Below are 12,498 nucleotides of genomic sequence, written 5' to 3' on the forward strand. Positions count from 1 at the left end.
GAATTTAGCGCAGCTAATAGTAATAACGGGGCAAAAAGGGTAGAATCGAGCGGTTAAATTATAGCTTGTTGGACTGTTTTTCCGACATTGAGGATGATATGAAATTTGAATTAGACCGCACCGACGGAAAAGCGCGCCGCGGCCGCTTGATTTTTGACCGTGGTGTAATAGAAACGCCTGCATTTATGCCAGTAGGTACGTACGGTACTGTTAAGGGCATGACCCCAGATGAAGTTAAAGCTACAGGGGCGCAAATTTGTTTGGGTAACACCTTTCATTTAATGCTACGCCCAGGTACTGAAATCATTAAACAACACGGTGATTTACACGACTTTATGAATTGGGACTTTCCAATTTTAACCGACTCAGGTGGTTTCCAAGTATTTAGCCTTGGTGCTATGCGTAAAATTACCGAAGAAGGCGTGTTGTTCCAATCGCCGGTAAATGGTGACCAAATTATGATGTCGCCTGAAAAATCAATGGAAGTACAGCGTGATTTAGGCTCAGACATCGTAATGATTTTTGACGAATGTACGCCATATCCCGCCACCGAAAAAGAAGCAAAAGACTCAATGGAGCTATCGCTTCGTTGGGCTAAGCGCTCTAAAGAAGGCCACGGCGATAACCCATCAGCCTTATTTGGTATTATTCAAGGTGGTATGTACCCAGAGTTACGTGCACAATCACAAAAAGGCCTAGAAGAAATTGGCTTTGATGGTTACGCATTAGGTGGCCTATCGGTTGGTGAGCCTAAAAACGAAATGATGAATATTCTTGATCATTGTGCGTACAAAATGCCAGAAGACAAACCGCGCTACTTAATGGGTGTAGGTAAACCTGAAGACTTAGTTGAGTCTGTACGCCGTGGTATTGATATGTTTGACTGTGTAATGCCTACCCGTAATGCACGTAATGGTCATTTATTTATTACCACAGGTACAATTAAAATTCGTAACGCAGTACATAAAACAGACACTGGCCCACTTGATCCTGAGTGTGATTGTCATACCTGTAAAAATTATTCGCGTGCTTATTTGCATCACCTTGATAAATGTAACGAAATTTTAGGCGCACGACTAAACACAATCCATAACTTACGTTACTATCAGCGTGTTATGGAAGGCCTACGCAATGCAATTAGCGAAGGTAAACTAGAAGAATTTGTTAGTGATTTTTATGCTAGCCGTGGCCAAGACGTGCCAGAGCTTGCAGATATAAATTAAAATTTAAAAATATAGAGGAAGTATTATGAGTTTATTTATTTCAAACGCACACGCCGCTGCTGGTCAACCTGCTGCAAGTGGTGGCTGGGAAATGCTAATTATGTTAGCTATTTTCGGTTTAGTTTTTTACTTTTTAATTTACCGCCCACAAGCTAAGCGTGTTAAAGAGCACAAAAGCCTTATGAGCGCGATGGCTAAAGGTGATGAAGTACTTACCCAAGGCGGTTTAGTAGGTAAAATTGTTAAAATTACTGAAGATAAAGATTTCATCGTGATTTCTTTAAATGAGCAAGCTGAAGTAACAGTACAAAAATCGGCAGTATCTGCTGTATTGCCTAAAGGCACAATGAAGTCACTATAAAAATAAAAAGGACATGCCTGTGTTAAACAAGTTTCCAATTTGGAAGTATTTACTTGTTTTAGCTGTGGTAGCCATTGGCCTTTTATATGCTTCTCCAAACTTGTATGGCCGCGATCCGGCCATTCAGGTTTCGGGGGCAAAAGGCGCAGATGTCGATCTCAGTGTAGTAGACAAAGTAAACGCAACCCTCAAACAACATAATGTAACAGCTAAGTCTACCGTGCTTGAAGGCGGCCAAGTATTAGTACGTTTTAAAAATGTTGAAGAACAGCTAAAAGCGCAAGACTTACTGCGTAATTCTCTTAGCGACGATTATATCTCTGCTATTAATATGGCACCTGCGCAACCTGCATGGTTAAAATCATTGGGTGGTAACCCTATGAAGCTAGGTCTTGATTTAAGTGGTGGTGTTCACTTCACCATGGAAATCGACATGGCAACCGCGGTAGATAATCAGCTAGAGCAAATGGAACAAGATTTTCGTAGCGACCTACGCGAAGAAAAACTTCGTTACCGTAGTGTTCGTCGCGTAGCGGGATCTGAACGTATGCGTGTAGAAATGCGTACAGAAGAAGATAAAGAAGCGGCTGAACGCTTTTTAGCATCGCGCTACCCACTAAACGTATACATTGATGATAGCAGTAACGATCGCGCATTTTTTGCCACTATGAGTGAGCAAAAGCTTAAAGAAATACGTGACTACGCTATTAAGCAAAACGAAACCATTATTCGTAATCGTATTAACCAAATTGGTGTTGCAGAGCCTAACGTACAGCGCCAAGGTGCTGAGCGTATTATTGTGCAACTGCCAGGTGTTCAAGATACAGCACGCGCTAAAGAAATTTTAGGTGCAACGGCCACGCTTGAATTTCGTGAAGTAGACGAAAACGCAGACCCAAGTGCTGCTGCTCAAGGACGTATTCCTGCGGGCACAGAAATGATCATGAGCCGTGATGGCTACCCTGTGGTACTTAAAAAACGTGTCATTCTTGAAGGTAGCCATATCACTGGTGCACAATCAGGAAACGACGAATACCAGCGCCCACAAGTAAGCATTACCTTAGATAGCAAAGGCGGGGCAAAAATGAATGCCTTTACCAAGCGTGCAATTGGTAAGCGCATGGCAACGGTATTTATTGAATACAAGCCATCGGGTAAAAAAGATGCTGACGGTAAAGCACTTCCACCTATTAAGGTAGAAGAGGTTATTAACGTTGCGACGATTCAAGCTCGTCTTGACCGCTCATTCCGTATTACAGGTATTGATAACCCAGCCGAAGCCCACAACTTAAGCTTACTATTACGCGCCGGTGCATTAGTAGCGCCAATTCAAATTGTTGAAGAGCGCACAGTAGGCCCTAGCCTAGGTCAAGAAAACATTGAAGCCGGTATGACAGCGGTAGCCCTTGGCTTTGCATTTGTACTTGCCTTTATGCTTATTTACTACAAAGGGTTTGGTTTAGTTGCCAACATTGCACTAGCAGCTAACTTAGTGCTTATTGTAGGTGTAATGTCGTTAATTCCAGGAGCCACATTAACGCTGCCAGGTATTGCCGGTATTGTATTAACAGTGGGTATGGCGGTTGATGCTAACGTACTTATTTTTGAGCGTATTCGTGAAGAGCTGGCCGATGGCCGCAGCCCTCAACAAGCCGTTCATTTTGGTTACGATAGCGCCTTTAGTACTATTTTTGATGCCAATATTACCACTTTAATTGCTGCGGTTATTTTATTTGCAGTGGGCACTGGCCCTATTGCAGGTTTTGCCGTAACACTGGCAATTGGTATTTTAACTTCAATGTTTACAGCCATAGTTGGTACCCGTGCGGTAATTAACTTATTTATTGGTGGTAAGCGCATTGATAAACTTTCAATTTAAGGAGCGGACATGCAAATTTTAAGTTTGGGTGGTAAAACCCTACGTTTCATGTCACTTCGTAAAGTGGCTATGGGTTTTTCTACGCTATTAATTTTAGCGTCGTTTGCCTCAATTTTTATCAAAGGTTTAAACTTTGGTTTAGATTTTACTGGCGGTACCGCTGTAGAGGTTGGTTTTTCGCAACCTGCAGATTTGAAAAAAGTACGCTCAGTATTAGCTGAAAACGGGTTTGCCGATGCCTCAGTGCAGCTGTTTGGTTCTAGCCAAGATATTTTGGTTCGTTTAGCGCCGCGTGGCAGTGAAGTAAAAGCCGAAGTTATTGGTAACCAAGTTATTACTGCCTTAAAGCAAGCTGATGAGAGCGTAGTAATGCGCCGCATTGAGTTTGTAGGCCCAAGCGTAGGGGAAGACTTAAAAGAGCAGGGTGGCCTTGCCATGTTAACTGCGCTTATTTGTATTTTGATTTACGTGGCATTTCGCTTTGAGTGGCGTTTTGCTGTGGGCGCGGTAGGTGCACTATTACACGATGTAATTATTACAGTTGGTTTGTTTTCTGTATTAGGGTTAGAGTTTGACTTAACTATTTTAGCGGCAATATTGGCGGTAATTGGTTACTCACTTAACGATACTATTGTTGTATCTGACCGTATTCGTGAAAACTTCCGTAAAGTACGCATCGACGACACTATCGAAATTATCGACATGTCGTTAACGCAAACACTTAACCGTACACTTGTAACGTCAATCACCACTATTTTGGTATTGATTGCGCTATTTGTGTGGGGCGGACAAACCATTCACGGCTTTGCTACAGCCCTGTTATTTGGTGTGTTCATTGGTACTTATTCTTCAGTTTACGTTGCAAGCTCGGTAGCTATTACCATGGGCGTAAGTAAAGAAGATTTAATACCAGAGGTAATTGAAAAAGAAGGCGCAGACTTAGACGCATTGCCGTAATAGAGTTAACGCTAAATAAAACCGCTCAATTGAGCGGTTTTTTATTGCGCGCTGTTTTATAGAGCTTGGTTGCCTTTAAGATTAAACGTACACGCTTTTTAGGCTGAACTTAAAGCCTAAAGCCGGTTATATAATTAAGCCATTACAATAACGTTTGAATATTTAACAGTATATTAGGCTATAAACTTAGTGCTGAGGTTGTACCGCCCCTAAATTGAGCAAATTTAATCCTGAATGGTCAATAGCGCCTAATGCCATAAAATTGTCATACAGGCTTGCTACTTTAATGCCCCTATTAAACGACAATCAGGTTTTGCAGTGACGATGCAGCGCAAAGTACTAGAGTACATTTTAAGTAACGGTGAAATAACCACGTTATTTCAGCCTATTTTTGATATAGCTAATCAAACAATTATAGGTTACGAAGCGCTAAGTCGAGGGCCTAAAAACAGCCCTTTGGAAATGCCTAACCGGCTGTTTGAAGCGGCCAGTGAACACGCTTTAATTTCAGAGCTTGAGCTATTATGCCGCTCAAAAGCAATTGAAAACTTTGTAAAGCTTAATCTAAACGGTAAGTTATTTTTAAATGTAAGCCCTAAAACCTTGCTCGACCCTTGCCACCCAAAAGGTGAAACCTTGCACTTAATAGAGCAGTTTGGTTTAGCAGCAAACCGCGTGGTAATTGAGGTGACAGAGCAAGAAAAGGTCGACGATGGTTTTTTATTATTAAAAACAATTGCACACTACCGCGAGCTTGGTTTTACCATTGCCATTGACGACTTAGGTGCTGGTTACTCGGGCTTAAAACAGTGGTCTGAACTATGCCCCGATTTTGTAAAAATCGACCGTTACTTTATTGATCATTGCGATGAAAGCGAAGTTAAAAAAGAGTTTTTAAAATCGATTACGGTACTCGCAAAAGCAACAAACACCGCAGTAATAGCCGAAGGCATAGAAAGAGTAGAAGAGCTTGCCTATGTTGAAAGCTTAGGAATAGCAAACGTACAAGGTTTTTTACTGGAAAAACCAAACTCAAATCCAAGCCTTGATTACAGCTCAGAGCAATTACAAGCATTGAACTTTAAACAGCCAAGCAATACGTTTGATCAATCAATGGCGATTGGCTGGCTTGCTGTTACACAAGAAGCAATAGACAGCGAAACCCGTTGCAAAGACGCCCACAAGCTATTCGAAAAAGACAAAGCCGTGATGAGCCTAGCGGTTTTAGATAAAGCCGGCCAACCGGTTGGATTACTACATAAAGATCAGCTTACTGAGGTGTTTGCAGCGCCCTATGGCCATGCACTTTACGACAAGTGCCCCGTAACTGACTTTATGGATAAACAACCTTTAGTGGTGGATGAAAACCAACTTCTTGATACCGTGAGTCAGCAAATTACAGAGCAAGACTTTGATATTCGCCGCCATATTGTGATCACCCGTAATAAACGTTACCTAGGGCTTGCCCCTTTGCGTGATATTTTAAAGCACATAACAGAAGAAAAAATTCGTCACGCCCAGCATGCTAATCCACTCACTATGCTCCCTGGTAATGTAGCGATCAATGAGGCAATAGAGCAAAGGTTACGCTCACAAAGTGCGTTTTCGCTTGCCTATATAGATCTTAATCACTTTAAGCAGTTCAATGATTTATACGGCTATGCCAGTGGCGATAGTGTGATTAAATTATTGGCAGATGTAACCGTGCAAGCATGCGAAAACAGTGCTAACTTTGTAGGACATATAGGTGGTGATGACTTTATGGTTGTGTTTGACCAATCAGATGCTGTGTATATTTGTAATACCATAATTGAGCAGTTTGAACTTCAATCACGCACTTTTTTTACGCCTGAGCACATTAAGAGCAAAGGCTACTGGGCTACAAATCGTGAGGGAGAAAAGCAATTTGTACCTTTACTTACGTTATCAATTGGCCTTGTGGAGCCCGACTTACAAGAATGTAAAAACAGCCATCAAGTTGCAGCACTTGCAACAGATGCTAAAAAAGAGGCTAAGCGGTATCGCCATAGTTATTTGTTTATTTGTAAGCGCAGAAAGCCTGCGCCTGCCGTAGTGCGCTTAGCACCAGAGAATAAACAGGTGGTATAAAAAATAGGTAATTATTATGTTGCCATTAAAAGTAGTTGTTGGTGGGTTTGCTTTATTTGCGGTTAGTTTTTTTGTGCAAGGGGTAGAGATTGTTAATGTTGCTCAAAAGCAAAGTGTGCAAAATGCCCGTGAAGAATACCTAAGTGAGCTATTAACACGAGCCCTAGAGCGGGCTAATTATCCTGTAGACATAAAAATGCAGCCAGTGAGCTTACAGCAACAGCGTGACCTGATTGAGCTAGATAAAACAGAGTTAGATGTTTATTGGAGCATGAGCAGCCCAGAACGAGAGGCACGGGCAATAGCCGTTAAAGTCCCGCTATTTAAAGGCTTTATAGGCAAGCGCGTTTTATTAACCAGTAAAAAAAATGTCGGGAAATTTAAAGGCATTACCACTTTGGCGCAATTAAGTGAGCTCTCGGCAGTGCAAGGGCATGATTGGCCAGATACAAAAATAATGGCCTATAACGGCTTACATGTAAGGCCGCTGAGTAACTATCAAGCTATGTTTACGCTTACTAGCCGGGGCAGAATCGATTACTTTCCTCGCTCATTTATCGAAGTTAATTCTGAGCTTGTTGCCAATGCGCAGAGTAACTTAGTTATTGTGCCTAATTTATTTATTAGTTATCCCACCGGTATTTATTATTTTGTTGTAAGTAGTAAGCCAGCTTTAGCGCAAGCCATAGAGCTTGGGTTGCAAAACATGCAAAACAGCGGAGAGTTTGATGCGTTATTTGATGAGTATTTTGTAAAAGACATAAACTCTCTCCCTTTCACAAAAGGTTATACCACGGAGCTAAAGCTCGATAACCCTTACTTTTAAAACAAAAAAGGAGCCATAGGCTCCTTTTTTATAATAGGGTTACATGCACTTTATTAGCGAAGTAACGCTTCAGGTAATACAGGGCGAATTTCACGGATAATTGCTTGAGTAAGCTTAGGTGCACCACAAATAATGTTACCGCTATTGTTGTAGTTAACGCCACCTGCAAAATCAACAACCATGCCGCCAGCTTCTTTTACAAGTAACTCGCCTGCTGCTGTGTCCCACGGTTTTAAACCAATTTCAAAAAAGCCATCAACACGGCCCGCAGCTACATACGCCATATCTAGCGCTGAAGAACCTGCACGACGAATATCAGCAGTTTGTGTAAACAATGCTTTAAACGCGTCTGTGTATGCATCTAAGTGGTGTTTTTGTTTGAAAGGGAAGCCTGTTGCTAAAATTGAACCAGCTAATTCTACGGTTTTAGTAACGCGTAAACGCTTGCTGTTTAGCTGTGCGCCTTGACCACGAGATGCAGTGAAAAGCTCGCCACGAATTGGATCGTAAATTACAGCTTGGTCTAAACGACCTTTTACTTTAAGTGCGATAGAAACCGCGAAATGAGGGATACCCTTGATGAAGTTAGTTGTGCCATCAAGCGGGTCAACAATCCATTGGTAATCTGCATCTTTGCCTTTGTGCTCACCTAGTTCTTCACCAACAATGCAGTGATCAGGGTAAGATTTTAAAATTGTATCACGAATTACGGCTTCGGCTTCTTTATCAATGTTAGTCACTAAGTCGTTAGTGCCTTTTTGTTGAATTTCAACTTTTGATAAATCTTCACTTGCGCGAAGTAAAATTTTGCCTGCGTTGCGCGCAGCGCGAACCGCAATGTTTAACATTGGATGCATGGTATTACCTTTGGGTTGTAAAAGAACGTTTATATATTTAAGCCGGCGTATTTTAGCGACTTTTGCCATAAAGTAAACAATAAACCCTAAATACTTTTGTGCGTTTTTTGTACGGCCCTGAAATGCATGTAAATTTATTCGTATCTAAGACATGTTGGCGTGTATGGATTGAAATTTGTTCAACCGAAGGGCAACTTAATCACAGCGCGAAGTGCGAAGCCTTGGGGGCTCAATAACTTCCATGAAGCAAAGCTTGCGCGTCCTGCTCACGCTCCTTACCTACATCCTTGTAGGCAAAGCTTGCGCGTCCTGCTCACGCCCCTTACCTACATCCATGTAGGCAAAGCTTCCGCGTCCTGCTAGCAAACATACTGTTGTAAAAATTAATCTGAAAAGGGCAGTACATGCCAATAATAATAAAAAGTAAAAAAAGTGCTTTACCTAAAGTTAGCTTGAGGTTTTATCTTGTGTTTAAGCAATCAACTAGGGTAAATAATAATGAAATTAGAACACGTACATTTAGTAGTAAACGATATAAATGCCATGCTTAAATTTTATCAAGCAGCCTTTCCTTATTGGTCTATTAGAAGTGAAGGGCATAACACTTGGTATGGTAAACCTAAGCGCTGGGTACATTTTGGCGACGATAACCATTACATTGCTATAAGCGATAATGGCGAGCATAAAAACAGAGATTTGGCAGGGCACCAAGTCGGACTGGCTCACTTTGCCTACGTTACAAACAACCTAGACGCTGTTATACAGCGCTTAAAACACGCCGGATTTAGCATTGATAAAGAGGGTGCAGAAAACCCATTTAGAAAAAACGTATATTACTTAGACCCAGCCGGGTTCGAGGTTGAGTTTGTGCAGTATATGAGTGACATTCCAAGCGAGCGTAATAACGACTTATAAAATAGGCAGTAACTAACGGTGTAGAAAAGCGCATAATATGGCTTTTCTACCCATTGTGTTTTTACCCGTATTATTTATTACTCACCCCAAGCTGGGCCTTTAAATCATTAGCAAAACTCACAAACTTTTCTTTAATGGTGCGTTTAACTTTTACCTCCACCGAACCTAAAACTGTTTTACCTTCTAGGTTAATTGTGGGGCCTTGGCGCTTATTAAGCGACACCGTTTTGTTTTCAAAACTGCCTAATATACAAAACATTTTAGAAACTACATTAACGTGCTCTGGTACGTAAATTTCTTCGCTGCCAAAAATACAATTTACATGCACGGTAACATGTTGGTGGGCAAAAATAGCATCAGTAAAATCTAAAACAATCGACCCCATATAGTTTTGAATGTAAATATCTTTAGGCACCACCCATTGGCCGCTACGCTCGCTTGAGCCTAAAATGCTTCGCAGTGTTAAGTTTTCTTCATCCGCTTGTTGGGCGCTGTAGTTAGGGGCAAATTGAGTTTGCTTTTGAGCACTGTACTGGGTATCTGTAGTAAGGGTTAAATCCTCTACTAAATTAAGTAACGCGATATTATCGATTGCTTCCATTGCACTGTCTAAGCGCCTTTCAAAGGCTTCAGCTGAAATAACGCCATGGCTGTAGTTATAAATAAGTTGGTCTATCACTTGTTCGCGAACTTGCTCTATTGGGCGGTCTTCAATTTTTACAGACATGGGAATAATCCTTTTTATATGAGTTACCACTTTACATAGCAAGTGCTGTACCAAAACTTAACTACATATATATCAATGGCTTATTATTTTTATAGCGCGGCTTAATTTATTATATTAACGATAGATTAACCAAAACAGCAATATAATCGTTATTTTCACCACTTAAGAAAGTTTTACCTAATAGCCTGTAAATGTTTACTCGGAGGTATTTTTATTTATACCCAATGAAATAGCTAACTCCATGAATTTAAAGTGTTAATAAAGTTGGCCTAAAGCTCGCATACATAAAAGTGTCTTTAATCAAAAGGAGAAAGATTATGAAAACATTCAACAAATCTATGATTGCGGCTTTAGTTCTAGGTACTACAGCTATGGGTGCTCAAGCGGGCACGTGGGAAAATGAAAGTAAAGATGCTTGGATTGATGGTAAGGCAGAAACAGTGCTTCTTATGAACACTAATCTAAACAACTTTGACATTAACACTGATGTAAAAAATGGCAAAGTAGTACTTACAGGTAAAGTAAACAGCGACCTTGATAAAGAGCTAGCTGAAGAACTTGTAATTAGCCTAGATGGCGTATCTGATGTAGAAAACAACCTAACTGTTGTGAAAAACATGGATATGGACGACAAAGATCGTGACACTATGGATGATGATAACGACTTAACTGACGCTAAAATCACCACAGTAATTACTACACGTTTCTTATTTGACTCAGAAGTTGACGGTACAGATATCGATGTTGATACCGACAACGGTATAGTAAAACTTAAAGGTTCTGTTGAAACAGAAGCTGAAAAGCAGTTAGCAGTAAAAATTGCTAAAAATGCTGAAGATGTTCGTGACGTAGTAGATGAACTAACTATTGTTGCTGAATAATACACTATACTAAAAAGCCCAGCTTAGCTGGGCTTTTTGCTTGTCATTTTTAAAGGAGCTACATCATGGATATCATTCGTATAATATTGTCGATTTTATTACCGCCACTGGGTGTATTTTTACAAGTTGGTTTAGGTATGCACTTTTGGCTAAATATTTTACTAACTTTACTAGGTTACTTCCCTGGTTTAATTCACGCTATCTACATTATTGCTAAAAAATAATGTGTGGTGTGTTCAATGTGAGCCGGCCACTTTTTTATAGTTATTAAAATTGTAAAAAAGCGGCTTACATACTTCTGTGTTTATTTTTCTGTTATTTCCTGCCTATTCGCATGCAAAAAGATTACTATTTAAGCAGTCAGCTTACTGATTGTTAAAATAAAGGTTTTTGCTAGTGACAAGCCTTAAAAAACTTTTTATACTGCAACCCGCTTTAGTCGCTCAGTGGCTAAACGCTTCAAAAATTAACTACCTCGTAGTTATACAAAGTTGGCCCCTTAGCTCAGTTGGTTAGAGCACACGACTCATAATGAGCGGGTAGGAGCAGTAAGAGTAGAAAAGCAAGTCCAAGCTTTAAAAATGTGGCCCCTTAGCTCAGTTGGTTAGAGCACACGACTCATAATCGTTAGGTCCCCAGTTCGAGTCTGGGAGGGGCCACCATCTCCACTAAATATGTGGTCTGTATGGTGAAAGAGCATAAATTTTTACTGTTTTACCAGATAAGTCGCCAATCCCGACCAAGGTCAACTAGGACCACCTCAATTTTCCCTAAATTTCATTTTAAAAAGTAGCCACGTTTGATAGGGGATCGCCCCTAGTAACGAAATTCGTGTAATTTTTTGGTAACTATGAATTTGGTTGAAACCCTGATTTTAACAGGGCTTAATCTCTGACAGCTCTATCAAAACGCTCATATCCAATAACAACATGGTCAAGCACATCGATACTGAACATCTTTGCGGCTTGTTTAATTTGTTCGGTAAAATGAAAATCTTGCTGACTTGGTTTTGGATCACCTGATGGATGGTTATGAATTAGAATAATAGCTGGTGCGTTAATTAAAATGGCTGTTCTCAATACTTCAGCCGGACGAAGTGATATCTGATTTACCGTGCCAATCGCTATAACTTCATAATTGATAATTTGATGCTGGCTGCTCAAGTTCACCACGATAAAACGCTCTTTGGTTTCATGTTTCAAATGCTTAAACACTTGATAGACCTTCTCTGGACTATCAAGTGTTACATTCAAAATGTCATCATCTACTTCGCTAAAGGTATAGACACAGCTTATTTCACGTAATATAGCCACGCTTAGACCTTTGCTTTTCTTGGTCCAGTAACGGCTTTTAGCTGAGTATCTAACTCTCCTATTTCAACAGCCTGAATTAAGGTGTCGATTGTTGTCAGTAAATTTTCTTGCTTACCCACTTCAATCGCAACTTTGCCTTTCTGTAATTCCAATGACTTGTTGCCATACTTTATTTCAAAGAACCAAGTATCATTCACTTGATAGAACCACTGTCTTAGCTTCTTAGGTTGCTTTACTCGTTTCTTCTCTCCGGTAATACTATCGGTTATCCAAACCTCTTTATAAGCGGTATACGCCTCATTTTCCAATAAGCAAGCAGCCATAGCACGTTGTTCGTTTAATCGGGCAATCAGTTTTTCGCGTTTAACTTGAATAGGCTCGATAGCTGGAATAGTCGGACGGGCAGTACATTTCAGTTTTGCTAGTGTTGATTGACTCATTACTTCACCT

13 protein-coding genes and 1 tRNA gene are annotated in these 12,498 nt (G+C 40.5%); 10 read left to right on the plus strand and 4 right to left on the minus strand.

The features are described from left to right. Positions 1 to 98: 98 nt before the first annotated feature. The 6 genes from tgt (at position 99) to OIZ54_RS14365 (ending at position 7,355) form a co-directional block, all read left to right on the plus strand. Positions 99 to 1,223, plus strand: a complete 1,125-nt coding sequence (tgt, locus tag OIZ54_RS14340) for a tRNA guanosine(34) transglycosylase Tgt (protein WP_264390655.1) — start codon at positions 99 to 101, stop codon at positions 1,221 to 1,223. 25 nt (positions 1,224 to 1,248) lie between these two features. Beyond that, on the plus strand, positions 1,249 to 1,584 hold the full coding sequence (gene yajC, locus OIZ54_RS14345) for a preprotein translocase subunit YajC (protein ID WP_004587613.1): 336 nt from the start codon (positions 1,249 to 1,251) through the stop codon (positions 1,582 to 1,584). A gap of 19 nt (positions 1,585 to 1,603) precedes the next feature. Next, the gene (gene secD / locus OIZ54_RS14350; protein ID WP_004587612.1) at positions 1,604 to 3,463 is read left to right on the plus strand and encodes a protein translocase subunit SecD; all 1,860 of its coding nucleotides are present in this window, start codon (positions 1,604 to 1,606) and stop codon (positions 3,461 to 3,463) included. 9 nt (positions 3,464 to 3,472) lie between these two features. Next, a complete protein-coding gene (secF, locus tag OIZ54_RS14355) occupies positions 3,473 to 4,420 on the plus strand; it encodes a protein translocase subunit SecF (protein ID WP_004587611.1) in 948 nt (315 codons plus the stop codon). A gap of 318 nt (positions 4,421 to 4,738) precedes the next feature. Then, positions 4,739 to 6,529 carry a bifunctional diguanylate cyclase/phosphodiesterase gene (locus OIZ54_RS14360; protein ID WP_024031436.1) on the plus strand — a complete coding sequence of 597 codons (1,791 nt, stop codon included), beginning with the start codon at positions 4,739 to 4,741 and terminating at the stop codon, positions 6,527 to 6,529. Positions 6,530 to 6,545: 16 nt separating this feature from the next. Then, complete coding sequence (locus OIZ54_RS14365; RefSeq protein ID WP_264390656.1) at positions 6,546 to 7,355, plus strand: substrate-binding periplasmic protein; 810 nt, start codon at positions 6,546 to 6,548, stop codon at positions 7,353 to 7,355. Between the two features lie 53 nt (positions 7,356 to 7,408). On the opposite strand, the gene suhB is transcribed toward OIZ54_RS14365, so the two are convergent. Beyond that, positions 7,409 to 8,212, minus strand: a complete 804-nt coding sequence (gene suhB / locus OIZ54_RS14370; RefSeq protein WP_264390657.1) for an inositol-1-monophosphatase — start codon at positions 8,210 to 8,212, stop codon at positions 7,409 to 7,411. Between the two features lie 498 nt (positions 8,213 to 8,710). Here suhB and OIZ54_RS14375 point away from each other — a divergent pair, with 498 nt between their 5' ends. Further along, positions 8,711 to 9,127 carry a VOC family protein gene (locus OIZ54_RS14375; RefSeq protein WP_004587607.1) on the plus strand — a complete coding sequence of 139 codons (417 nt, stop codon included), beginning with the start codon at positions 8,711 to 8,713 and terminating at the stop codon, positions 9,125 to 9,127. Between the two features lie 70 nt (positions 9,128 to 9,197). Here OIZ54_RS14375 and OIZ54_RS14380 read toward each other — a convergent pair whose 3' ends face one another. Continuing rightward, positions 9,198 to 9,854 (minus strand): cell wall-active antibiotics response protein, encoded by a 657-nt coding sequence (locus OIZ54_RS14380; RefSeq protein ID WP_264390658.1) that lies wholly within the window; start codon positions 9,852 to 9,854, stop codon positions 9,198 to 9,200. Between the two features lie 317 nt (positions 9,855 to 10,171). Here OIZ54_RS14380 and OIZ54_RS14385 point away from each other — a divergent pair, with 317 nt between their 5' ends. The 3 genes from OIZ54_RS14385 to OIZ54_RS14395 all read left to right on the plus strand — a co-directional run bounded on the left by OIZ54_RS14385 (position 10,172) and on the right by OIZ54_RS14395 (position 11,397). Continuing rightward, positions 10,172 to 10,735, plus strand: a complete 564-nt coding sequence (locus tag OIZ54_RS14385) for a BON domain-containing protein (protein ID WP_264390659.1) — start codon at positions 10,172 to 10,174, stop codon at positions 10,733 to 10,735. Between the two features lie 65 nt (positions 10,736 to 10,800). Further along, on the plus strand, positions 10,801 to 10,959 hold the full coding sequence (locus tag OIZ54_RS14390) for a YqaE/Pmp3 family membrane protein (RefSeq protein ID WP_004587604.1): 159 nt from the start codon (positions 10,801 to 10,803) through the stop codon (positions 10,957 to 10,959). 361 nt (positions 10,960 to 11,320) lie between these two features. Next, positions 11,321 to 11,397 (plus strand) — tRNA-Ile (locus OIZ54_RS14395). Between the two features lie 222 nt (positions 11,398 to 11,619). Here OIZ54_RS14395 and OIZ54_RS14400 read toward each other — a convergent pair. Together OIZ54_RS14400 and OIZ54_RS14405 are read right to left on the minus strand one after the other, a co-directional pair. Next, positions 11,620 to 12,048 carry a JAB domain-containing protein gene (locus OIZ54_RS14400; protein ID WP_264390660.1) on the minus strand — a complete coding sequence of 143 codons (429 nt, stop codon included), beginning with the start codon at positions 12,046 to 12,048 and terminating at the stop codon, positions 11,620 to 11,622. 2 nt (positions 12,049 to 12,050) lie between these two features. After that, positions 12,051 to 12,488, minus strand: a complete 438-nt coding sequence (locus tag OIZ54_RS14405; RefSeq protein WP_264390661.1) for a DUF6641 family protein — start codon at positions 12,486 to 12,488, stop codon at positions 12,051 to 12,053. Between the last annotated feature and the right edge of the window lie 10 nt (positions 12,489 to 12,498).

This window comes from Pseudoalteromonas sp. A3, from assembly GCF_025942345.1.
GTDB classification, from domain to species: domain Bacteria; phylum Pseudomonadota; class Gammaproteobacteria; order Enterobacterales; family Alteromonadaceae; genus Pseudoalteromonas; species Pseudoalteromonas atlantica.